This is a genomic window from Cupriavidus sp. 01L46 (assembly GCF_056399905.1).
On record NZ_JBFTSF010000056.1, the window covers coordinates 1 to 23172 of the forward strand.

The 23172-nt window shown below is 66.9% G+C and carries 23 protein-coding genes; 15 read left to right on the plus strand and 8 right to left on the minus strand.

What is annotated here, in order from left to right:
• The coding region (locus tag AC1DS3_RS12390) for an NAD(P)/FAD-dependent oxidoreductase (protein WP_477127258.1) at positions 1-1077 on the minus strand (1077 nt) is incomplete at its 3' end.
• A gap of 225 nt (positions 1078-1302) precedes the next feature.
• Here AC1DS3_RS12390 and AC1DS3_RS12395 point away from each other — a divergent pair.
• From AC1DS3_RS12395 to AC1DS3_RS12430, 8 genes are all read left to right on the plus strand, one after another.
• Positions 1303-2148, plus strand: coding sequence for a 3',5'-nucleoside bisphosphate phosphatase (locus AC1DS3_RS12395; protein ID WP_441633698.1), 846 nt, complete (start codon positions 1303-1305; stop codon positions 2146-2148).
• A 141-nt stretch (positions 2149-2289) separates the two neighbouring features.
• On the plus strand, positions 2290-2913 hold the full coding sequence (locus tag AC1DS3_RS12400) for an L-threonylcarbamoyladenylate synthase (protein WP_477127259.1): 624 nt from the start codon (positions 2290-2292) through the stop codon (positions 2911-2913).
• A 48-nt stretch (positions 2914-2961) separates the two neighbouring features.
• Positions 2962-3627: a site-2 protease family protein gene (locus AC1DS3_RS12405; protein WP_477127260.1), complete on the plus strand. Its 666-nt coding sequence runs from the start codon at positions 2962-2964 to the stop codon at positions 3625-3627.
• A gap of 88 nt (positions 3628-3715) precedes the next feature.
• Positions 3716-4918, plus strand: coding sequence for a tryptophan--tRNA ligase (locus AC1DS3_RS12410; protein WP_477127261.1), 1203 nt, complete (start codon positions 3716-3718; stop codon positions 4916-4918).
• Complete coding sequence (locus AC1DS3_RS12415; RefSeq protein WP_441633705.1) at positions 4915-5511, plus strand: class I SAM-dependent methyltransferase; 597 nt, start codon at positions 4915-4917, stop codon at positions 5509-5511. The genes AC1DS3_RS12410 and AC1DS3_RS12415 overlap by 4 nt, the downstream gene beginning before the upstream one ends.
• A gap of 150 nt (positions 5512-5661) precedes the next feature.
• Positions 5662-6546, plus strand: a complete 885-nt coding sequence (gene dapA / locus AC1DS3_RS12420) for a 4-hydroxy-tetrahydrodipicolinate synthase (RefSeq protein WP_441633707.1) — start codon at positions 5662-5664, stop codon at positions 6544-6546.
• Positions 6547-6591: 45 nt separating this feature from the next.
• Entirely contained in the window at positions 6592-7800 is a 1209-nt protein-coding gene (bamC, locus tag AC1DS3_RS12425; protein WP_477127262.1) for an outer membrane protein assembly factor BamC, read from the plus strand.
• A gap of 79 nt (positions 7801-7879) precedes the next feature.
• Positions 7880-8668 carry an MBL fold metallo-hydrolase gene (locus AC1DS3_RS12430; protein ID WP_441633711.1) on the plus strand — a complete coding sequence of 263 codons (789 nt, stop codon included), beginning with the start codon at positions 7880-7882 and terminating at the stop codon, positions 8666-8668.
• 98 nt (positions 8669-8766) lie between these two features.
• Here AC1DS3_RS12430 and AC1DS3_RS12435 read toward each other — a convergent pair whose 3' ends face one another.
• Positions 8767-9009: a hypothetical protein gene (locus AC1DS3_RS12435; RefSeq protein WP_416048102.1), complete on the minus strand. Its 243-nt coding sequence runs from the start codon at positions 9007-9009 to the stop codon at positions 8767-8769.
• Between the two features lie 199 nt (positions 9010-9208).
• Positions 9209-10417, minus strand: coding sequence for a JmjC domain-containing protein (locus AC1DS3_RS12440; protein ID WP_441633713.1), 1209 nt, complete (start codon positions 10415-10417; stop codon positions 9209-9211).
• A gap of 11 nt (positions 10418-10428) precedes the next feature.
• On the opposite strand from AC1DS3_RS12440, the gene AC1DS3_RS12445 reads away from it, so the two are divergent.
• Positions 10429-10962: an FKBP-type peptidyl-prolyl cis-trans isomerase gene (locus AC1DS3_RS12445; RefSeq protein ID WP_441633715.1), complete on the plus strand. Its 534-nt coding sequence runs from the start codon at positions 10429-10431 to the stop codon at positions 10960-10962.
• Between the two features lie 95 nt (positions 10963-11057).
• Here AC1DS3_RS12445 and AC1DS3_RS12450 read toward each other — a convergent pair whose 3' ends face one another.
• Positions 11058-12056 (minus strand): hypothetical protein, encoded by a 999-nt coding sequence (locus AC1DS3_RS12450; protein WP_477127270.1) that lies wholly within the window; start codon positions 12054-12056, stop codon positions 11058-11060.
• Positions 12057-12100: 44 nt separating this feature from the next.
• Entirely contained in the window at positions 12101-14746 is a 2646-nt protein-coding gene (gene mutS, locus AC1DS3_RS12455; RefSeq protein ID WP_477127271.1) for a DNA mismatch repair protein MutS, read from the minus strand.
• Between the two features lie 533 nt (positions 14747-15279).
• Here mutS and AC1DS3_RS12460 point away from each other — a divergent pair.
• Positions 15280-15705, plus strand: a complete 426-nt coding sequence (locus AC1DS3_RS12460) for a universal stress protein (RefSeq protein ID WP_441633719.1) — start codon at positions 15280-15282, stop codon at positions 15703-15705.
• 9 nt (positions 15706-15714) lie between these two features.
• Here the strand turns inward: AC1DS3_RS12460 and AC1DS3_RS12465 are convergent, their stop codons facing one another.
• On the minus strand, positions 15715-17682 hold the full coding sequence (locus AC1DS3_RS12465) for an APC family permease (RefSeq protein WP_477127263.1): 1968 nt from the start codon (positions 17680-17682) through the stop codon (positions 15715-15717).
• Between AC1DS3_RS12465 and AC1DS3_RS12470 the strand changes: the two genes are divergently transcribed.
• Entirely contained in the window at positions 17681-17806 is a 126-nt protein-coding gene (locus AC1DS3_RS12470) for a hypothetical protein (protein ID WP_441633723.1), read from the plus strand. The genes AC1DS3_RS12465 and AC1DS3_RS12470 overlap by 2 nt on opposite strands.
• 42 nt (positions 17807-17848) lie before the next feature.
• Here the strand turns inward: AC1DS3_RS12470 and pdxR are convergent, their stop codons facing one another.
• Positions 17849-19324 carry a MocR-like pyridoxine biosynthesis transcription factor PdxR gene (gene pdxR, locus AC1DS3_RS12475; RefSeq protein ID WP_477127264.1) on the minus strand — a complete coding sequence of 492 codons (1476 nt, stop codon included), beginning with the start codon at positions 19322-19324 and terminating at the stop codon, positions 17849-17851.
• A 165-nt stretch (positions 19325-19489) separates the two neighbouring features.
• Here pdxR and AC1DS3_RS12480 point away from each other — a divergent pair, with 165 nt between their 5' ends.
• Entirely contained in the window at positions 19490-20206 is a 717-nt protein-coding gene (locus tag AC1DS3_RS12480) for a pyridoxamine 5'-phosphate oxidase family protein (RefSeq protein WP_477127265.1), read from the plus strand.
• 14 nt (positions 20207-20220) lie between these two features.
• Complete coding sequence (locus AC1DS3_RS12485; RefSeq protein WP_441633729.1) at positions 20221-20376, plus strand: hypothetical protein; 156 nt, start codon at positions 20221-20223, stop codon at positions 20374-20376.
• A 39-nt stretch (positions 20377-20415) separates the two neighbouring features.
• On the opposite strand, the gene AC1DS3_RS12490 is transcribed toward AC1DS3_RS12485, so the two are convergent.
• Positions 20416-21237: an inositol monophosphatase family protein gene (locus AC1DS3_RS12490; protein ID WP_441633731.1), complete on the minus strand. Its 822-nt coding sequence runs from the start codon at positions 21235-21237 to the stop codon at positions 20416-20418.
• A gap of 308 nt (positions 21238-21545) precedes the next feature.
• On the opposite strand from AC1DS3_RS12490, the gene AC1DS3_RS12495 reads away from it, so the two are divergent.
• The gene (locus AC1DS3_RS12495; RefSeq protein WP_441633766.1) at positions 21546-22376 is read left to right on the plus strand and encodes an RNA methyltransferase; all 831 of its coding nucleotides are present in this window, start codon (positions 21546-21548) and stop codon (positions 22374-22376) included.
• A gap of 4 nt (positions 22377-22380) precedes the next feature.
• Positions 22381-22962: a PrpF domain-containing protein gene (locus tag AC1DS3_RS12500; RefSeq protein WP_441633733.1), complete on the plus strand. Its 582-nt coding sequence runs from the start codon at positions 22381-22383 to the stop codon at positions 22960-22962.
• The last annotated feature ends 210 nt before the right edge of the window (positions 22963-23172 follow it).

The following is a 23172-nucleotide window of genomic DNA, read 5'->3' on the forward strand; positions in this document are numbered from 1 at the left end:
GTTGCGGGTGTGCACATGGACCAGCGCCTTTTCCGGGAAGGCATAGTGATAGGCGCGCCGCAGGGCCAGCGCAGCCTCGTGGAAGCCAGACAGGATGAGCTTTTGCTTGTTGGGGTAGAACGCGATGTCGCCCGCGGCGAAGATGCCGCGGCGGGATGTTTCGTAGGTGGTGGTATCCACCGTGATGCGCCCTGCGCGCATGTCGAGGTCCCACTGGGCGATCGGGCCGGGCTCGGAGACGAGGCCGTACAGCGCTACGAGTTCGTCGGCAGGCAGGCTGATCGTGTCTTCCCGGGTACGAATGTCGACCCCGGCCAGCGAGCCGCCCTCGGTCTTGAGCGCGCCCAGCATGCCCACCACGAAATCCATCTCGCCGGCGGCCACGGCCGCGCGCATTTCGGCCACCGCACCGTCGGCCGCGCGAAAGCCTTCCCGGCGGTGCAGCAGCGTAACGCGCGCGGCGGTCTTGCGCAGCGCCAGCGCCCAGTCCAGGGCGGAATCTCCGCCGCCGGCCACCACCACCCGCTTGCCAGCGAAGCGCGCGGTGTCGCGCACTGCGTAATGCAGGTGGCGGTCTTCCAGCGCGGCGGCTTCGGGCAGCGCCACGCGTTGCGGGGCGAACGCGCCGGCGCCGGCGCAGATCAGCACCGCAGCCACGTCGAAGCGCTTGCCGGTGTCGGTTGTGACCAGCAGGCGGTGCGGGTGCTCATGGCCGGCTGTAGCGTGCGGTTCCGGCGGGATCTCGGCCAGGCCGTTGGCCCGCTCGTTGAAATGCATGGGAAAGGCGAACGGCGCGCATTGCTCGAGCAGGCGGTCGACCAGGTCCTGCGCCAGGCAGCCCGGCACCGCGGGGATGTCGTAGATCGGCTTTTCCGGGTAGAGCTCGGTGCACTGTCCGCCGGCGCGGTCCAGCACGTCGACGAGCTCGCACTTCAGCCCCAGCACGCCCGCCTGGAAGGCGGCAAACAGGCCGACCGGGCCGGCGCCGACGATCAGCACATCGGTGCGGATCACGTCGGCCGGGACGGTCGGGGAGCGGGAATCGGGCGTGGCGCAAGCAGGGGTTTGGGTCGGCATGGCATGGCGGGCGGCGCGCGTGGCGGCGCCCGGCAGGAGGGTCGTCAGGCCCCAACTATACCGCGCGGGGCCGGCCCTGCCGCCTACGCCAGCGTTGGCGTCAGGGCTATCGGCGCGGATGTGTGGGCCAGCCCACGCGGCGCGCATCGGCGCGGGATTAAAGTCGGGTTGAGGTTGGATTGAGGTGGGATTAACGCGGAATTATCGCGAGAGTAGAATAGACGTATGCAAAATTCACACGCAATCAACGCAGATCTGCATTGCCATTCCACGGTGTCCGACGGCATGTTGTCCCCCGAGGACGTGGCCGCGCGCGCGCACGCCGGCGGCGTGGCGTTCTGGGCGCTGACGGACCATGACGAGGTCAAGGGCCAGGCCAGGGCGCGGGCCGCGGCCGAGGCGCTGGGCATGCGCTACGTGCCCGGGGTGGAGATCTCGGTGACGTGGGCCGGGCAGACTGTGCATATCGTTGGCTTGCAGATCGACCCGGACAGCCAGGTGCTGGTCAATGGCCTGGCAGCCACGCGCTCCGGGCGGGCCGCCAGGGCGCAGGACATCGGCGAAGCGCTGGCCGCGATCGGCATCGAGGGCGCCTATGAGGGCGCGCTGCGCCATGTCGGCAATCCCGACCTGATCTCTCGCACCCATTTCGCGCGCTGGCTGGTCGAAGAAGGGCGGTGCAAGACCATCAGCGAGGTGTTCGACGACTACCTCGGCGATGGCTGCCCGGGCTATGTCGGGCACCGCTGGGCCAAACTGGCCGATGCGGTGGGCTGGATCCAGGCCGCCGGCGGCATTCCGGTGATGGCGCACCCGGGCCGCTACAACTACACGCAACTCCAGCACGATGCGCTGTTCGACGAGTTCAAGCAGCTCGGCGGGGCCGCGGTCGAGGTGGTCACTGGCAGCCATACGCCGGAGCAGTACCGGCAGTATGCCAATGTCGCGCATCACTATGGCCTGCTGGGCTCGCGCGGCTCGGACTTCCATGGGCCGGGCGAGGGACGGATCGAGCTGGGCTCGCTGCCGCCGCTGCCGTCGTCGGTCACCCCGGTCTGGCATGACTGGTAAGCCGCGCCGGCCAACGGCCGCCCGGCGCCCAGCCCGCCCGAACCCGCCATGCGCTCCCTTCGCTTTTCCCCATCGCAGAACTGGCCCGGAATGCGCGCGGCGTTTGCGCCCATCCCGCGGCCGGTCGCCCCAGGCCCGCACATGTCCCAATACTTCGAGATCCATCCGCTCAACCCGCAGTCCCGCCTGATCAAGCAGGCCGCGCAGATCATCGGGCAGGGCGGGCTGATTGCCTTGCCCACCGACTCCAGCTACGCACTGGCCTGCCGGCTCGACGACAAGGCCGCGGTAGAGCGGCTGCGCCGCTTGCGCGGGATCGACGACAAGCACCATCTGACCCTGCTGTGCAGCGATTTGTCGGAGCTTGGCAACTTCGCGCGGGTGGACAACCGGCAGTACCGCTGGCTCAAGGGCGCGACACCCGGGCCCTACGWCTTCATCCTCGAGGCCACCAAGGAAGTGCCGCGCCGGCTCTCGCATCCCGCCCGCAAGACCATCGGCGTGCGGGTGCCCGACCATCCCATTCCGCTGGCGCTGCTGGCCGAAGTGGGCGAGCCGCTGATTTCGGCCACCCTGCAGTTGCCGGGTGACGAAGCCCCGCTCAACGAGCCGGAGGTGATCCGCGCCCGGCTGGAAAAACTGCTGGAACTGGTGATCTGCGGCGGCGCTGCGCCCGCGCAGCCGACCACGGTGATCGACCTGACCGCGGGCGAGCCCGAGCTGGTGCGGCAGGGACGCGGCGATATCGAGCGTTTTGGACTGTGATTGYCACCGAACAGTCGCTTTGCCGCGGCCCCGGTACAATAGCGACCCATGGATTCTTCTCTGATTCAGACCCTAGCGGTCTACGCCCTGCCGGTCCTGTTCGCTATCACGCTGCATGAAGCCGCGCACGGCTATGTGGCCAAGCTGTTTGGCGACAACACCGCCTATTCGATGGGCCGCGTCAGCCTTAACCCGGCGCGCCATATCGATCCCATCGGCACCATCGCGGTGCCGCTGCTGCTCTATTTCATGACCAGCGGCCAGTTTGTCTTCGGCTACGCCAAGCCGGTGCCGGTTGCCTTCGACCACCTGCGCAATCCGCGCTGGCATGGCATGTGGGTGGCGCTGGCGGGCCCGGGCAGCAATGTGCTGCAGGCCTTCCTGTGGGCGCTGGTGGCGGTCGGCCTGGTGGTGGCCAGGGTGCAGGAGCCTTTCTTTACCCAGATGGCGCAGGCCGGCGTGCTGGTCAACCTGGTGATGGCTGCGTTCAACCTGTTCCCCGTGCCGCCGCTCGACGGCGGCCGCGTGCTGACAGCGCTATTGCCGCAGCGCATCGCGCATGCGGTGTCGCGCATCGAGCCCTACGGCATCTTCGTGGTGCTGGCGCTGGTGGCGGCTGGCGTGATCACCAAAGTGTKGATGCAGCCGGTAATGGGGGCGCTCAGGAGCCTGGTGTTGCTGATGCTGCAACCCATCCTGGCGCTGGTGCAGTAAGCCGCGCCGCGGCCCTGGCGCCCACGCCGGCGCCGACCTCGAATACGCGTACCCGTACCTGCACCAATTCCCACAAATACAGATAGACATGTTTCCCGATCGCGTTCTTTCCGGCATGCGGCCTACCGGCGCGCTGCACCTGGGCCACTATCACGGCGTACTCAGGAACTGGGTCCAGCTCCAGGCCGAATATCCCTGTTTCTTCTTCGTGGCGGACTGGCACGCGCTCACCACGCACTATGCATCGCCGGAGGTKATCGGCGAATCCGTGTGGGAGATGCTGATCGACTGGCTTGCCGCCGGCGTCGATCCCGAGCGCGCCACGCTGTTTATCCAGAGCCGCGTGCCTGAGCATGCCGAACTGTTCCTACTGCTGTCGATGGGTACGCCGCTGGCCTGGCTCGAGCGGGTGCCGACCTACAAGGACCAGATCGAGAAGCTCAAGGACAAGGATCTTTCCACCTACGGTTTTCTCGGCTATCCGCTGCTGCAGGCCGCCGACATCCTGATCTACCGTGCCGGCCGCGTGCCGGTGGGCGAGGACCAGGTGCCGCAYGTGGAGRTCACGCGCGAGATCGCGCGCCGCTTCAACTATCTSTAYGGSCGCCAGCCGGRCTTCGAGGMGCRGGCGCAGGAAGCCGCCAAAAAGCTGGGCGGCAAGCGCACCAAGGCTTATCTGGAACTGCGCCGCGCCTATCAGGAGCAGGGCAAGGCAGAGGCGTTCGAGGAGGGCGGCGCGCTGGTGGCGCAGTCGCAGAGCCTGGCCGCCGAAGACCGTGAATTGCTGCTGGGCTACCTGGGCGGCTCGCGCAAGACCATCCTGGTCGAGCCGCAGGCGCTGCTGACCGCGGCATCGCGCATGCCCGGGCTGGACGGCCAGAAGATGTCGAAGTCCTATGGCAACACCATCCGCATGCGCGAGGACAAGGCGTCGGTGGAAAAGAAGGTGCGTACCATGCCGACAGATCCGGCCCGCGTGCGCCGCACCGATGCCGGCGACCCGGCGCGATGCCCGGTGTGGCAACTGCACCAGGTCTACACGGACGCGCCCACCCGCGAGTGGGTCGAGAAGGGCTGCCGCAGTGCTGGCATCGGCTGCATCGAATGCAAACAGCCAGTGATCGAGGGCATCCTGCGCGAGCAGCAGCCCATGCTGGAGCGGGCGCAAAAATACATGGACGATCCCGCGCTGCTGCGCGCCATTGTCGACCACGGCTGCGACCAGGCCAGCCAGGTGGCGCGCGAGACGATGCGTGACGTGCGCGCCGTCATCGGCCTGGGGTACCGATGAGCATGGCGGCGGGCATCCCCCACGCGCCGCTCGGCGCACCGTCGCCGTGGGTGGTGCGCTGGGCGCACCTGGTGCGCCCGGGCGGCCGCGTGCTCGACCTGGCCTGCGGCAACGGCCGCCACGCCACCTGGTTCGCGCGCCGCGGCCATGCGGTGCTGGGCGTCGATCGCGATGCGGCGGCATTGGCCGCGCTGGCGGCTTTGCTCGAAGGCGTTGACACGCGCCCGGCCGACCTGGAGCAGGGCACGTGGCCGCTGGCGGACGAACCGGGCTTCGACGCGATCGTGGTCACCAATTACCTGCACAGGCCGCTTTGGGCGCATTTGTTCGCTGCGCTGGCGCCGGGCGGCGTGCTTCTTTACGAAACTTTCGCGGCTGGCAACGAGACCGTGGGCAAACCTTCGAACCCGGATTTCCTGCTGCAGCCGGGCGAGTTGCTGGATGCCGTGCACGGCATCTTGCGGGTGATTGCCTACGAAGATGGTGTGCTGGAAGTGCCTAAAGCTGCCTTTGTGCAGCGTATTTGCGCGATTCGCGAAGAGATAGGCAAAACGAGCGGCGGAGCGCCGCCGCGGTATCCTTTGCCGGGCTGAAGTGCGGCCCTGGCTATTTGCGGGCCCGGTTGGCGAGACCTGGACTTCACGCGTTGAACTGCCTTGGGTTTTCCCCGGTCGAAGGTGCGGTCGGAAGGCCTTGGGTATCCGGTACAATCGCGGTATTCGTTTCTCGAATTCTCAAACGTTATGACACAGATTAACGGCAGCATCGTCGCTATCGTGACGCCKATGCAGGAAGATGGCAGCCTGGATTTCCCCGCGCTGCGCGCCCTGGTCGACTGGCACGTGGCCGAGGGCACTGATGGCATCGTGATCGTCGGCACCACCGGCGAGTCGCCCACGGTGAACGTGGATGAGCATTGCGAGCTGATCCGCGTCGCCGTGGAGCAGGCCGACAAGCGCATCCCGATCATCGCCGGCACCGGCGGCAACTCGACCAAGGAAGCGATCGAGCTGACCGCGTTTGCCAAGCAGGTCGGCGCCGATGCCTCGCTGCAGGTGGTGCCCTACTACAACAAGCCCACCCAGGAGGGCATGTATCGCCATTTCCGCACGATCGCGGAAGCGGTGGAACTGCCTGTCGTGCTGTACAACGTGCCGGGCCGTACCGTGGCCGACATGCAGCACGAAACCATCCTGCGCCTGGCGCAGGTGCCGGGCATCATCGGCGTCAAGGAAGCGACCGGCAATATCGACCGTGCCGCGCAACTGATCAAGGATGCGCCGCAGGGCTTCTCCATCTACAGTGGCGACGATCCCACGGCGATTGCCCTGATGCTGCTGGGCGGCCATGGCAATATCTCCGTCACGGCCAACGTGGCGCCGCGCAAGATGCACGAATTGTGCGTGGCTGCCCTGAAGGGCGACGCGATTACCGCGCGTCGCATCCATATGGAACTGGTTGCGCTGAACAAGGCGATGTTCGTCGAGGCCAACCCGATTCCCGTCAAGTGGGCGCTCCAGCAAATGGGCAAAATGCAGGGTGGCATCCGCCTCCCGCTTACTCCGCTGTCACCGGAATACCACGATGTGGTGCGCAAGGCGCTGTCGGCGGCCGGCCTGCTCGGCTGATCGCACTGTGTTTTGCCGTCATCCCTCAACTAGGATTGCGTGTCAATGAAACTCAAGCTTAACCGCCACGGTGCAACGCAAGTTGGCCGTGCCGCCCTGGTCTTGCCCGTGCTAGTGGCAAGCGCGATGTCCGGTTGCAGCARCATCAACGACGCGATGGCGCCCGACAAGATCGACTACAAGTCCGCTGCCAAGCGCACCTCCACGCTGGACGTGCCGCCGGACCTGACCAAGATCGAAGGCGATCGCCGCTACTCCGTGCCGGATCAGAACGGCACGTCCACCTTGTCGACCTACAACCAGTCGAACAAGGTTGTGCAGCAGCAGGCGGGCGCCGAGAACGTGCTGCCCTCCACGCAAGGCATCCGCATGGAGCGCGACGGCAACCAGCGCTGGCTGGTGATCAGCAACGGCATGCCGGCGGACAAGCTGTGGCAGTCGATGCGTGAATTCTGGCAGGAGAGCGGTTTCCTGCTGGTGCAGGACTCGCCCGAGACCGGCATCATGGAAACCGACTGGGCCGAGAACCGCGCCAAGATCCCGCAGGATTTCATCCGCAACACGATCGGCAAGGTCTTCGACGGGCTGTACTCGACGTCCGAGCGCGACAAGTTCCGCACGCGCGTGGAGCGCTCGCAGAACGGCAACCTGGAGGTCTTCATCAGCCACCGTGGTGCGCAGGAGCAACTGACGGGCATCGACAAGTCGACCACGACCTGGACGCCGCGCCCCTCCGATCCTGAGCTGGAGGCCGAATTCCTTTCGCGCTTCGCGCAGCGCCTGGGCGTGCAGAAGGAGCAGGCCGACCGCATGGCCAAGAACCCCGCTTCGCCGGCTGCCGCCGCTGCGGGTGCCACTGCCGCAAAGGGTGCAGCGCCTAGCGCCAATGCCAACCTGACCCAGGTCAATGGCAGCCAGGCACTGCAGTTGTCCGAGCCGTTCGACCGCGCCTGGCGCTCGGTCGGCCTGGCGCTGGACCGCGTGAACTTCACGGTGGAAGACCGGGACCGCGCGCAAGGCCTGTACTACGTGCGCTATGTCGACCCGCGCGACACCGTGGACAATCGCGGTTTCTTCTCCAAGCTGTTCACCAAGACCGGCACCGAGGACAGCAAGAAGGCGAAGAAGTATCGCGTGGCACTGAAGGGTGATGGCACCGGCACGACCGTGACGGTGCAAAACGATGCGGGCCAGCCGGAAGGCACCGAAGTCGGCAAACGCATTCTCACGCTGCTCGACGAGCAACTGCGCTGACCGGGATGCGGGTCACGCAAACCACCCCGCGGCGCCCGGCCGCGAGGTGGCTCGCCGGGCTGCCGGGGGAGGCAAGCGCATGATGCGCTTCGCCTTCCTCGGCAGCGGCAGCGAGGGCAATTCCCTGGTGATCGAGTCGCAAGAGGGCACCACCACGACCAGGGTGCTGCTCGATTGCGGCTTTGGCATTCGCGAAACCGCACGGCGGCTGGAGCGGCTCGGCATCACGCCGGATCAGCTCGATGCCGTGCTGGTTACCCACGAGCACGGCGATCATGTCGGCTCGGCCTACGCCTTTGCTTCCCGTCACGACCTGCCGGTACATACCAGCCACGGCACCTGGCTTGCCACCTCGCACATGCGCGGGGCGGACAAGGCCGACGTGCGTGTGTGTGGTGCCGACCATCCGCTGGTGATCGGCAACCTCCACATCCTCCCCTACACCGTGCCGCACGATGCGCGTGAGCCGTTGCAGTTCGTGCTAAGTGACGGTGACGCCCGCTTGGGCGTGCTGACCGATGCCGGCATGGAGACGCCTTACGTCACCGCGCGGCTGGCAGGGGTGCATGCCTTGGTGCTGGAATGTAACCACGATCGGGAGATGCTGCGCAATTCCGCCTACCCATATTCGCTGAAGCGGCGCATTGGCGGCGATTTTGGCCACCTTGCCAATGAAGTGGCGGCCGGCATCCTTGAGCGAGTAGCGCATGCGGGGCTGCAGCGCGTGGTGGCAGCGCACCTGAGCCAGCAGAACAATACCCGGGAGCTGGCCACCCAGGCGCTGGCCACGGTGCTGGGCGTGTCGTCTGACGAAATCCTGGTGGCGGACCAGCACGAAGGACTGGGCTGGCAGCCGGTCAAGGCCTGAGGCGGGGCGGGCAATATGCCGGCGAAGCCTGCAGGCGCAAAAGCGACAGACGTAAAAAAGCCGACCCGAAGGTCGGCTTTTTTATCGGTCGAGACCGATTACTGCTTAGCAGCAGCAGCCGATGCGTCAGCAGCCGCGCCGGAAGCTTCAGCAGCCGAGGTCGCTGCGCTCGATGCAGCAGCCGTTGCTTCAGCAGCAGCAGCCGATGCTTCGGCAGCAGCCGGAGCAGCAGCAGCCGGAGCCGAAGCTTCCGGTGCCGGAGCAGCGGCTTCTTCTTTCTTGCCGCAAGCGGCGAGAGCAACGGCGGCGAGCAGCGATGCGATCAGGAGAGACTTCTTCATTGTTCGTCCTTTAACTTTAATAACWGAAAAACAGGCGATGAATAATTACCGGTAATTATCGCTCTTGAACTGCAAAWTWGAGGCTCTCCCGGGTGCCGACAAATGCAGTGGTACACAGTACTAGCCAGCCGGTGATTATATCCGCGTTTTCCCGGCTTGTGTAGCGCTGTCTTTTCCTGTTTTTGGTTGTTACGGATTATTACAGCGAAGCGGGTCCGAATTGCAGCCAGCCCTCCAGCGCCCAATGATGGAAAGTTTCCATCAGATCCGGCAGATCCTCGCAGGCAGCCACTTCCGCGGCGCTCAGGCAGCGCCGGTCCGCCAGCAGGCGCAGCCAGCGCGCCAGCGCCGAGGGCGGTTCGTACGCTTCGCCATTGATAAAGAAATGGGTGCGGTCATACAACGCAATCGATCCCGGCGCAAGCACGACGCCGTGAGACAGGGCGAGTTTGTTGTATTTCTTCAGCGTGATTTCGGATATTTCCGCAAACTCCACGCTTGGCTTGGGCTCGGAGAGATGCGCGCCCAGAAACTCCGAGACCATGCTACCCGACCAACGGAGGGCGCTCAGTTTCTCGGTCACCGCTCGCACCATCTGGGCAGGCAGCTGGGCCGGATGTGATGTTGCCGGCTCACCGGCATCCGCGTAGCGTCCGCTTAGATCCTCGTTGTCCTCAACCGTTTCCGAGAGCCAGGCCAGGAAGTGCCCCGCCAGCTCGCGGTAGGCCGGTGCGCGAAAACCGATCGAATACGTCATGCACTCGCCGTCGGCCACGCCGTCGTGGGCGTACTGAGGTGGCAGGTACAGCATGTCGCCTGGCTCCAGCACCCATTCTTCTTCGGCCGTGAAGTCCGCCAGGATCTTGAGCGGCAGGTCCGGGACCAGGTCGAGCTTGGTCTGGGACGAGATGCGCCAGCGGCGCCGGCCCGATACTTGCAACAGAAAAACGTCGTAGGAATCGAAGTGCGGGCCCACGCCACCGCCGTCGGTGGCGTAGCTGACCATCAGGTCGTCCAGGCGCGCATCCGGGACGAAACGGAATTGTCCCAGCAAGTCCGCGGCTGCACTATCGTGGAGGTTAACGCCCTGCACCAGCAGCGACCATTGACGGGCTTTCAGGGAGGGCAGGTTGTCGGCGGCGAAGGGGCCTTGTTCGAGCTTCCAGCGGTTGCGAAAGTGCGACACCAGGCGTGACTCGACGTCGTCGCGGTCGGCCAGTTGGAAAAGCGACTCGCGCGATACCGGCGGCACGATTCCCGGTACGGCTTGTCGAATCAACAGGGGTTTGCGGTGCCAGATATCGCGCATGAAAGCAGCTGGCGTCATGCCACCCAGGAGGGTAATCGGCGCGTCAGGATCGACGGGGCCGGGGGGCAAGGCCTGCGCGTATAATGCGGAATCGTTCATGGAGTCAAGAATTGAAAATCGCTAAGAACACGGTGGTATCCGTGGTGTACAAGCTGTCGGATGCGCAGGGCAATCTGATCGAAGAGTCGGATGAGCCGATGGTTTACTTGCACGGCGGATATGATGGCACGTTCCCCAAGATCGAGGAAGCGCTGGAAGGCCATGAAGCCGGCTTTGAAACCCAGTTGCAGCTCGAGCCCGAGGAAGCCTTCGGCGATTACGACGCCGATATGGTCAAGGTAGAGCCGCGCGACCGTTTCCCCGAGCCGCTGGAAGTGGGCATGCAGTTCGAAGGCGTGCCTGAAGACGGCGACGACGAAGACTCGATCATCTACACCGTGACCGACGTGGCCGAAGACAAGGTGGTGCTGGATGGCAACCACCCGCTGGCCGGCATGGCGCTGCGTTTCTGGCTGCAGGTAGCGGAAGTCCGCGAGGCCACGGGCGATGAAGTACAGCACGGCCACGCGCATGGCGCCTCGGGCATCGAAGTCGTGGACGAAGATGAGGACGACGAAGGCGACGGCAGCCGCACGCTGCACTGAGTGCGCCACGCGCGCGCGCCCTCGCGGAAGGTCCCACGAATAAAGCCGGCATCGCCGGCTTTTTCTTTGTGCTTGCGGCGTCGGGCTGACGCCATTCATTCCGCCTCGGGGCCATCCTTGAGCGTGACCTCGAACAGCGACGGCGACCCCGGCGTGATCACCAGTTCGGTGTACTGGCCGGGCGTGCCGCCTGGCAACACCACGCGGGAGACGTTGCGCAGCGTCTTGCCGCTGGCATCTTTCAGTGGCGTGTCGATGCCGAAGCCGCCCAGGCCGGTATGCACCAGCAGGACCTGGCCCCGGTAGTGCCCGGCCAGCTCGCGCAACTGGCGCTTGAACTCCAGGAAGCCATCGCGCGTGCGCCGGCGCAGGAAGCCATCGAACAGGGAGGGCTTGCCACGCTGCTCCCAGCCGTTGCCGAACTGCGGGTCGGCATGCATGAGCAGCACGATGCCGGGCAGGTTCTGTTGCTGCGCCAGCGAGAACGCGCGCGCCAGCCATTGGCGGTTGGCCTCGCGGCGATCCTCGAACTCGCCGTTGCGCCCGCCTTCCGAGCGATAGTGATTGTTGTCGCCCGGCAGGTTCAACCCCACCAGCATGACGCGCCCGGCGTGCCAGCGCACGTTTTCCCGATAGCTGCGAAAGGTAGCCTGTTCGGACTGCCGCATCAGCGGCAGCACCCGCTGGCCCAGCGTGGTATCAGCCGGATAGAACAGCTCGCGCAGGCGGTTCAGCCGCTCCACCGCATCAAAGCGCCCGTTGGCGGCGCGAGCGCATTCCGCCCAGTCGGTTTCGCCGGGCAGGTAGACGAGCGGCAGCGGCGACTGGTCGAGTAGCCGCTGGCGAGCGGAAAGCAGGGTGTCGCCGCAGGATTCGGTATCGCCCTTGATGCCGCCCAGATGGACGACAAACTCCAGCCGGCGCGCGGCCAGGAAGTCGAGCAGGCGGGCGGTGCCGGCTTCGGCGGCCGGCCACTGCGGCTGGTCGGCGATCAGGGCCACGCGTATCGTTTCGGCGGCCGGAACCGGAGCCGAAGCCCGCGCACGGTTCGCGGCCTGGCCCGGCAGCGCCAGCAACACGCCAAGCATGGCCATTCCGGCCAGGAKCAGCCAGCGCTGACGCACGATCCCGGTTGGCCTCATGCGATGGCTACGGCATCCTTGGCGAGCGCGCGCAGCCGATAGAGCGCGTCGAGCGCGTCGCGCGGCGTCAGGCTGTCCGGGTCGAGCTCGGCCACCGCGTCCAGCAAGGCGGCCTGCTGCAAGGAGATTGCGTTGACCGGCTGGTCATTGCCAACGGTCCTGTCTTCGCCTTCGCTTTGCTCCAGGTAGTCGTCGTCATCGTCCGGGGGCGAGGGTGGCGCGGCGAACAGGTCCAGCTGCGGCGTGGGCGTGGCGTCCGCCGACTGTTGCTCCAGCCAGGCCAGGTGCTTGCGCGCGGCGCGGATCACCGGCTGCGGCACGCCCGCCAGCTGCGCCACCTGCAGGCCGTAGCTCTGGCTGGCAGGCCCATCCTGCACGGCATGCAGGAAGACGATGCCATCGCCATGCTCGACCGCGGACAGGTGGACATTGGCCGCCTGCGTGAACTCCTGCGGCAGTTGCGTCAGCTCGAAATAATGGGTGGCAAACAGTGTATGGCTGCGGTTGTGCGCCAGCAGGTGACGCGCGATCGCCCACGCCAGCGCGAGGCCGTCGAAGGTCGACGTGCCGCGGCCGATCTCGTCCATCAGCACCAGGCTGGCCGGCGTGGCGTTGTGCAGGATGCTGGCGGCCTCGGTCATTTCCACCATGAAGGTGGAGCGCCCGCCCGCGAGGTCGTCGGCGGCGCCGATGCGGGTGAAGATGCGGTCGATCGGGCCGATCACCGCGCGCCGGGCCGGTACATAGGCGCCCACGCAAGCCAGCAGCACGATCAGCGCGGTCTGGCGCATGAAGGTCGATTTACCGCCCATGTTCGGGCCGGTGATCAGCAGCAGCTTGCGCGCTTCCGTCAACTGGCAATCATTGGCGATGAACGGCACGGATTCCGCGGCGAGCTGGCCTTCCACGACCGGATGGCGGCCCTGGGTCAGGTCGATCACGTTCTCCGCGACGCGCTCGGGCTGCGTCCAGTCCAGCGTCTGCGCGCGCTCGGCCAGCGCCGCGAGGACGTCCAGGCGGGCCAGCGCGCCGGCAACCCGCTGCAACTCGCCGATATGCGGCAGCAACTGCTGGAGCAACGCGTCGTACAGCTGCTTCTCGCGCACCAGCGCGCGGTCTTGCGCGGACAGGGCCTTGTCCTCGAAGACCTTGAGCTCGGGCGTGATGTAGCGCTCGGCGTTCTTCAGCGTCTGGCGGCGGCGGTAATCGTCGGGGACCTTGTCGGCCTGGCCGTTGGTCACCTCGATGTAGAAGCCATGCACGCGGTTGTATTCCACGCGCAGGTTGGCGATGCCGGTGCGGGTGCGCTCGCGGGCTTCCAGGTCGACCAGGAACTGGCCGCAGTTCTCCGAGATATCGCGCAGCTCATCGAGCGTGGCGTCGTAGCCACGGGCGATCACGCCGCCGTCGCGGATCACGGTGGCCGGCTCCGGCGCCACCGCGCTGGCCAGCAGGGCATGGCATTCCCAGGGCACCGCCAGCTCCGTCAGCGTCTGGTTGAGCAACGGCGCGGCATCGTCAGCGCGCAGGCAGGCCTGCACGTCGGGCAGGGCGGTCAGCGTGTCGCGCAGCGAGGACAGGTCGCGCGGACGCGCATTCATCAGGGCCAGGCGCGCGGTAATGCGTTCCACGTCGGACAGCCGGCGCAGCGCCGCGCGCAGCGCATCGGTGCCCTGGCCGATCAGCGCGCCGATGGCCTGCTGGCRCGCCTGCGGGATGGCGCTGTCGCGCAGCGGATGGTGCAGCCAGTGGCGCAGCAGGCGGCTGCMCATGGCAGTCGCGCAGGTGTCCAGCAGCGAGAACAGGGTCGGCGACTCGCCGCCGCGCAGGGTCTCGGTCAGTTCCAGGTTGCGCCGCGTGGCGGTGTCCAGGCCGACGAATTCGGATTCGCGCTCGACCGYCACACCCTTCACGTGGCGCAGCGATTGCCMCTGGGTGGAGGCCGCGTAGTTCAGCAGCGCGCCGGCGGCGCCGAGCGCCGCGCCCAGCCCGGCACAGCCAAACGGATCCAGGCTGGCCACGCCGAGCTGCTCGCGCAGGCGGCGGGTGCCGGCTTCCTGGTCGAAATGCCACTCCGGCAGCCGGGTGCGCGCGCACTCCAGCGCAGGCAGCTCGATGCCATCGGCATACAGCAGCTCCGCCGGGCGGATCCGCTCCAGTTCGCGGCCGAGTTGCGCCACCTCGCACTCCATCAGGCGCAGCTCGCCACTAGCCAGGTTGAGCCAGGCCAGCCCGGTCTTGCTCACGCCGCGGCGCGTGGTTTGCTGGTGCACCGCCATCAGGTAGGTATCGACTTTGTCCGGCAGCAGTGCCGCGTCGGTCAGCGTGCCCGGCGTGACGATGCGCACCACCTTGCGCTCCACCGGCCCCTTGCTGGTGGCGGGGTCGCCGATCTGCTCGCAGATCGCCACCGATTCCCCCAGCTTGACCAGCCGGGCGAGGTATTGGTCCACTGAATGGAAGGGGATCCCGGCCATGCGGATTGGCACGCCGTTGGAGCTGCCGCGCGACGTCAAGGTGATGTCGAGCAGGCGCGAAGCCTTTTCGGCATCGTCGTGGAAGAGCTCGTAGAAGTCGCCCATCCGGTAGAACAGCAAGGTGTCCGGATGGTCGGCTTTCAGGCCGAGGTACTGCGCCATCATGGGCGTGTGCTTTTCCGCGTTGCCGGCCTTGGGCTCGGTCTTGGCGGACTGTCGGGGTTCTACGGACATGCAATCCTCTCGGGCGGCTTTGGCGAAGCCGCCTGTTTTCGGGTACTCCGGCGGCCCGTGGGCCTGGCGCGGCATGCGCGGCAGGTGCCGTGGATGGGCGGGCGCGGATAAAACCGGCATTTTACTGCGAGCCGGGCCCCGAAGGGGGCGAGAAGGGGTCAGAAGGGGGCAGGATGGGAGAATGGCGCGGGAAGGACCGGGCAGGCCGCCAAGGCGGCTTTTCGGCTTTTGCCCCGCTGCGGGCTGTGCTGTGCTCCGGTGTCGACATAGCCGCCAAGCGCCGCGCCGCAGCCCGTTCGAGCGTGACGGACGTTTACAAAAAAAATACGCGGCCATCCGTCTCTTTACAGCATCTTTGCGGGATCCGAACTTATATGGAATCGAGATAGCCAGCGCGATACGCGATACGCGATACACGCCGGTAGCGAAACGATCGAGGATCGAGACAAGGGAAGGGGTTCGACATGCTGAGAGTTCTGGTACCCGTCAACGGCTCCGCGCACGCGCTGGATGCGGTGCGTCATGCTGCCTTCATGTTCCGGGACCGCTGTGTGTCCGAGGTGGTCCTGCTCAATGTCCAGCCGCCGCTGGAATCCGGCCGCGCCTCGGCCTTCCACTCGCTGGCCGCGTTGCGCAAGCTGGAGGAGGCGAGCGGCGAGGCCGCGCTGCGCGATGCACGCTGCATCCTGGACGACGCCGGGGCCAGCTATGTGGCGCAGATCAAGGTGGGCGACGTGGCGCAGACCATTGCGCAGGCGGCGGCCGCGAACGACTGCGATGCCATCGTGATGGGCACGGCCGGGCGCACGGCTGTTGGCGCGCTGCTGGCGGGCAGGCTGACCAACAAGCTGATACGCATGTCGCGCGTGCCGGTGACGCTGGTCAAGTAGGCCGCGCCATCACGCCACTTTCATTGGCAGCAGCACCATCTGCTTGCCTTGCAGGTGTAGCTGCTCCTGCAGCTCGCCGGGTGTCTGGTTATGCAGCCAGGCCGTGAGGAAATTGACGTGCTGGAAGATCAGCTTGCTGGCAAAGCAGACGCTGTTCGGATACTCGGCCGTCACCGCATCGACCAGCGTCGTGAACTCGCGCACCGGGTTCGTGCCGAATGCCGCGCGCGAATCGGCTGCCAGGCCGTGGCGCTGGCAATTGGCGACGTAATAACGCAGTGACTCGCCAATCGTCTGTTGAAGRCGGTGCAGCGTTTCCTGGCCCTCGTAGCTTTGCGCATCGACCTCTCCCACGGCCAGGAAGATCATGTTCTTGAAATGTCCGGGAAACAGGCGCTCGACCCACAGCAGGGCATGCATGCTGGCGCCGCGGTGTTTGCCCACCAGGACGATCGCCGTGGGCAGGCTGGGGTCGAGCGGCCGAACGCGGCTCGCATCGACCAGCGGCGGGCTGCCGGCGAAGAGGGCATCCGCCCGGGCCAGCTCGGCGCGGGTTGTCGCGTAGTGCCGCTTGATGAAGACGCACAGCGCAACCACCAGGCCCGTTACCAGCACGGTCAGCCAGCCGCCGGCGGTGAATTTCTCCACCAGCGTGATCACCAGGACCGTGGCGGTGACCGACAAGCCCAGCAGGGACAGGCCGAAGCGCACGATCCAGCGAGGCTCGCCGCGATGGCGCCACCAGTAGATGCACAGGCCAAGCAAGGAGAGGCTGAAGGTCAGGAAGACATTGATGCTGTACAGCACCACCAGCACCGCGACCTGGCCGTGCGTCCACAACAGGATCAGCAAGCTGGCCAGGCCCATGACGATGACGCCGTTCTGCCGCACCAGCCGGGCGGAGAGATCGCGGAAATGCCGCGGCACCCAGTAGTCCGCCGCCATGTTTGACAGCACCGCCGGGCCGTCCAGGAAGCCGGTCTGCGCGCCCACCAGCAGCAGCCCGGCCTCGGAGGCCAGCAGCGCTGCGAGCAGCGCATGGCGGGACCATGCCGAGCCGAAGCCAAGATGGTCGATGACGCGGTCGAAGACCACGGCGTTCAGCGTCTTGCCTTCCACCGGCACTGCGTTCCACAGCATATACAGCAGGATGATGCCGCCCGCCGTGAAGGCCAGCGAGGTCGCCATGTAGAACATCGTCCACTTGCCGTTCGGCACCMGCGGCTCGGCCAGCATGTTCACGTTGTTCGAGACCGCCTCCAGCCCGGTGTAGGTGCCACCACCCAGCGAGAACGCGCGCATCAGCAGCGCCGCCACCACAACCGGCCCCATCGCCTGCGACATGCCGGAGGCCTCGCCAATGGCATTGGGCACGACCGCGCCGAGATGGTMGCCGTGCGCGGCAACGCCATAGACGATCAGCCCGAGATGCAATACCACGAAGGCCAGGAAGATGGGCATCAGCACCAGGATCGATTCCTTCATGCCGCGGAAATTGAGCCCGGTCATCATGATCACGATCACCAGTTCGGTGGCCAGCTTGAAGGCTTGGGCCCCTACCGGCAGCAGGCTGAAGAAGGCGTCAACACCACTGGCCAGCGACGTCGCGACGGTCAGCACGTAATCGACCAGCAACGCCGCGCCCGACACCAGTCCAGGACGCGGCCCCAGCAAGGCCGTGGCCACGCGGTAGCCGCCGCCGCCGGTGGGGAACAGCTCGATGACCTGGTTGTAGCCGACCGCGATGATGAACACCGTGCTGGCGGTGGCCAGGGCAAGGAAGAGCGCCAGCGGCGTATGGGTGCCAAGCGCCAGGAATGCCTCCTCTGGCCCATAGCACGAAGAGGAAAGCCCGTCGGCGCCCAATCCCACCCAGGCTAACACCGGCACCACGGCGATCGCGTGGCGGGTTTCCGGGGCGAGCGGATCGAGCGGTTTGCCGGCCAGGTGCCTCCACCACTTCGACAATGCCGCCATGTTCGCCACCCTGGACGCGATCGCGGCGCAGCGCACGAAAGCGCGGCGCCGGAAATTGCAGCTTGCGGCGCCGCTGCCTGCGCGCCAGCACCGGGAGCTCGGCACTCCCATGGAAGTAATGTAGGCGGCAAGTAGGCCGATTCGCAAGAACGGGCTCAATGCCGCGCTACGGCACCGGCTCGCGCAGCAGCGCGTCGATCACCTGTGCCAGCCGCGCGATCAGCCCGTCGATGGCGCCGGCCGGCACGCCGGCGTAGCCGAACACGAAGCCGTTGTACTGCGCCAGCGGCGTGCCGGGCAAGCGGTAGGTGCTGAGCGGCCGCACGATCAGTCCCTGCGCGCGGGCCGCACGGGTGACCACGGTGTCGGCAAGCGGCAGTTCCAGGCGCGCGGACAAGTGCATGCCGCCAGCGCTGGCCGATACCGTCACGCTGCCGCGCAGGTGGCGCGCCAGCGCCGCCTCCAGGGCATCGCGKCGCTGTCCGTAGCGCTGGCGCATGCGGCGCAGGTGGCGGGCGAACTGGCCGCTGTCGATAAATTCCGCCAGCGCGATCTGCTCGGCCACGTGGCCGCGCCGGGAGATTTCGCCAAGCGTGTCGGCGATGGTCGCGGCCAGGTAGCGCGGCACCACCATGAAGCCCAGGCGCAGCGCCGGGAACATGGTCTTGCTGAATGTGCCCAGGTAGATCACCGGCGCATCCTCGCTCAGCCCCTGCACGGCCGAGAGCGGCACGCCGCCACGGCGGAACTCGCTGTCGTAGTCGTCCTCGACGATCCAGGCACCGGCTGCGCGGGCATCTTCGATGAGCTTGAGGCGCCGTTCCAGGCTGAGAATGGAGCCTAGTGGATACTGATGGGATGGCGTGATGTAGATCAGCCGGGGCGGTGCGTCGCGCCACTGCTCGGGGCGGGGTGCCAGGCCGTCCGCATCCACCGCCACGGGCTCGAGCACGAGGCCGGCCGACTGGAAGGCGGCTCGCGCGCCGCCGTAGCCGGGATTCTCGATCCAGGCCGTGTCGCCGGCATCGGCCAGGATGCGCGCGCACAGGTCCAGGCTGGTCTGCGTGCCGTCGGTGATGAAGACCTGGTCCATGTCGCAGCGCACCCCGCGCGAGACCTTCAGGTACTCGGCGATGGCGTGGCGCAGCGCGGGCTGCCCCTCGACCTTGCCGTAGCCAAGATGGCGGGGGCCGAGCTGGCGCMAGGCGCGTTCGATGCAGCGCCGCCACGCGGCCAGCGGAAAGCCGTCCAGGTCGGGCACGCCGGGCACGAACGGCAACAGGTCGTACATACCGTTGACATCGTGCGGCAGCCCGCGCACGCGGCGCGACAACGCGGCGACGCGCTTGACCGCCCCCGCGCTGTGGCCAGCCTGCGCCAGGCCCACGCGCGCCACCGTGGTGCCGTGCCGCGTCGGCACCACGAAGCCTTCCGCCGCCAGGCTCTCGTAGGCGTAGATCACCGAGTTGCGTGCCATGCCGAGCTCCGCCGCCAGCGTGCGCGTGGCGATCAGCTGGCTGCCCTGGGCGATTCGCCCGTCGAGGATGGCGCCGCGCAGGCACTCGTACAAGAGCCGCTGCTGGGTGAGTTTGCGGCCATCGAGCTGGCGCATGAAGGTCGAGACCAGCAKGCCGTAGTCCATGTCGTCGCTTCCGTGGTTTCTGTGGTTTCCGTGGTTCTAAAAATCGTGCCACGACTGGGTCTAGCCATGGTGCCACGAAATCCCTATCTTGGCTGCATCGCCGTAACGCAGCGAAATTGCCGCGCGGCACCCACAACCCCACACCGCTCAAGACAAGGAGCCACCATGAGCCAGAAACCCATGCCGCCGAGCGAACGTACCCGCGTGCGGCGCGTTGCCGATCGCGGCCACTACGATCGCGCGACGCTGCATGCGATCCTCGACGATGCGTACCTGTGCCACCTGGCCTTCACCGACGATCACGKCACCCACTGCATTCCCACCGCGTGCTGGCGCGAGGGCGAGCACCTCTACATCCATGGCTCCAACGGCAGCCGCATGCTGAAGCTGGCCGCGACAGGCAGCCAGGTCTGCGTAACCGTGACGCACCTCGACGGCCTGGTGATGGCGCGCTCCGCGTTTCATCACTCGATGAACTACCGCTCGGCGGTGATCTACGGCAGTTTTGAAGTGGTGGCTGGCGCAGCGAAGGCAGCGGCAATGGATGCCTTCCTGGAGCGCATTGYGGCGGGGCGTTCGGGCGAAGCACGGCCAGGGGATGCCAATGAGCTGGCGGCGACCATGGTGCTGCGCATCGGGCTGGAGGAGGCCGCCACCAAGATCCGCAGCGGCGGGCCCAAGGATGACGAGGCCGATATGGCGCTGCCGGTGTGGGCGGGCGTGCTGCCGTTGCGCCTCCAGGGGCAGCGGCCGGTGCCGGATGGCATGCAGCCCAGCGTGCCGGACTATGTGCGAAGCTGGGGGCTGGGTGTCTGTACCGAGGCGATGGCAGAGGCGGCCGGCGAGACGATGCCGGGCAGGGCGGTCGCGGTGGATGCTTGAACTGGCAGCACGCCATGGCTATCCCAGCGCTTTCACGTCGCGATGCCATCGCGCTGCTGGCCTACGCCATGCCGCTATGGGCGGTGCCGGGCGCGATGGCGATGATCGTGGGCGGCGTGGCGCTCGGCATATGGCATCCTGCCGGGGCGCCGCCGCGCCCGTCATGCTGAGCGCGGCCAGGCGGCCGCGCTGCGTTGTTGCCGGGATCCTTAGCGGGCTGGCTTGGCGTTGTCCACCGAGAACGGCGACAGCAGGCGCACCATCTGCGCAAACGCCTTGGGGTTGCCGGCCAGCACTTCGCCTTGTTCGAGCTGGCGCGCTTCGCCGGCGTAGTTGCCCACCAGGCCGCCGGCCTCGGTCACCAGCAGCATGCCGGCGGCCATGTCCCACGGGTGCAGGCCTTGCTCGAAGAATCCATCGGTGCGGCCGCAGGCCACGTAGGCCAGATCGAGCGCCGCGGCACCCGGGCGGCGCAGGCCGGCGCAGCTTTGCGTCATCAGCGCGAACAGTTCCATGTACTGGTCCAGGCCTTCCATGTCGCGGTAGGGGAAGCCGGTGCCGATCAGGCAGTCGGCCAGCTTGTCGCGGCGCGACACGCGGATGCGGCGGTTGTTCAGGAACGCGCCRGCGCCCTTGCTGGCTGTGAAGAGTTCGTCACGCGACGGGTCGTAGACGACGGCTTGTGCCGGCACGCCCTTGTGCAGCTGGGCGATCGAGACCGCATACTGGGGAAAACCGTGGATGAAGTTGGTGGTGCCGTCGAGCGGGTCGATGACCCAGACGTATTCGCTGGTGGGTTCTTCGCCCTCGGCCCAGGACTGGCCGGACTCTTCCGCTAGAATGGCGTGATCCGGGTAGGCCGTGCGGATGATCTCGACGATTGCGGCCTCGGCGGCGCGGTCGACTTCGGTGACGAAATCGTTGTGCTGCTTGCGGGAGACCTGAACMCGGTCGACGTCCATCGACGCGCGGTTGATGACGGAACCTGCCTTGCGGGCTGCCTTGACGGCAATATTTAGCATCGGATGCATGAATCTCTCCAGGCCGGCCAAGGGTGCGCGGCCTGGCGCAAAAGGCCGGCGCGCTGCCCTTTGGGGCGGCTGACAACACAACGGATTGTAGAAGAACGGGCGCGACGCTACCGCATAAAACGGGCGGCGCACCGAAGATGAAGCCTGAATTGTATATGAACCCGCAGAACCAGACGAGCGCCGACGCCAACGGCGCCCCAGCCGCAGCCCCCGCCACCCAGACCGGCCCGGACCTTGATCCGCCATCTGGCGCGCCTTGCCAGGCGGTTTCCGCTATCGCTCCGGAGGCTGCAGCCGATGCTGCCCTGATGGCCCCCGCTGCGTTCGCCGCGGTGCGTTTCGTGCTGGTCGAGACCAGCCATCCCGGCAATGTCGGCGCCGTCGCGCGGGCCATGAAGACCATGGGCTTCGGCGCCGTGCCGGGCAGTCTGGTGCTGGTTTCGCCACGTGAGCCGGCGGTGCGCGAGCATCCGGATGCCATCGCCATGGCCAGCGGTGCCGACGACGTACTGGCAGGCGCGGTGATCGTCGACAACATCGAGTCCGCGCTGGCCGGTACCGCCTACGCAGTGGCACTCACCGCGCGCCAGCGCGAGTTCGGGCCGCCCCGTTTGCTGCCGCGCGACGCGGTGGCGCAGGCCGGCGCCCGCATTGCCGCCCTGCAAGCCACCCCGCAAGCCACGCAAGCCGCCGGCGCCCACATTGCTTTCGTGTTCGGTAATGAGCGCTTCGGCCTGCCCAACGAGGTGGTCGACCGCTGCTCGGCGGTCACCCACATTCCCGCCAATCCCGCCTACACCTCGCTCAATCTTGCCCAGGCCGTGCAACTGGTGGCCTACGAGATGCGCCTGGCGCTGCTGGAGGTGAGGGCGACGCCGCTCGCCGAGATCGGCTATGCTGGCGAACCGGCCACGGCCGAGCAGATCGAGGCCATGTTCGGCCATCTGCAGTCGGGGCTGGAAGCCATCGGCTTCCTGGATCCGGCCAGCCCGAAGAAGCTGATGCCGCGCTTGCGCCGGCTGCTCGCGCGCAGCGGGCTGGAGCGCGAGGAAGTCAATATCCTGCGGGGCATTGCCAAGCACATGCTGGCAGCCGCGCAAGGCCAAGGCGCCCGGGTGCCAACCAAACAGGAGAAGTGAGCAGGTGGAGATTCCGGCCTACTACATGCGTGGCGGCACCAGCAAAGGGGTCTTCTTCCTGGCTGACGACTTGCCCACTGATCCGGGCGGCCGCGATGCCGTGCTGCTGCGCGTGATCGGCTCGCCCGATCCGCACGGCCGGCAGAGCGATGGCATGGGTGGCGCCACCGCCAGCACCAGCCATGTCGTGCTGGTGCGCCCCTCGCAGCGTCCCGGTTGCGATGTGGACTGCCTGTTCGGCGCAGTGGCCATCGGCGAGCCGCGGATCGACTGGGCCGGCAATGGCGGCGAGCTGCTGGCGGCGGCAGCGCCGTTCGCGGTCTGGCGCGGCTTCGTGCCAGCGCGCGACAGCGTTACCACCGTGCGCATCTGGCTGCCGAACGTGGACCAGGCCGTCGTTGCCCGCGTGCCTTGCCGCAATGGCCATCCGCTCGAGGATGGCGATGTTGCCGAGGACGGCCTGCCGCTCGCGGCGGCAGGGATCGTGCTCGACTACCTTGCGCCGGCTAGTAGGTCATTGCCTTTGCGCCCCACCAGCGCGCGCCGCCTGATGACCGGCCTGGTGCACGTGCCCGAGCGATGTTGATGGCGGGCGCTGCCCGTCCCGCGGATCCGACATGTCCAACATGTGCCGCGCGGCGGCCAGCGTCATTGCAGCCAATGTCCATGGCGGCAGCAGGGCAGCAAATCTCTTACACTCCCTGATCCCGTTTTCACCGGCCAATGACCATGCCGGCGATCGCGCCAGCCCTGACCCAGGGCGCGCGGCGCACGGCGTGGCAACACGACACGACCA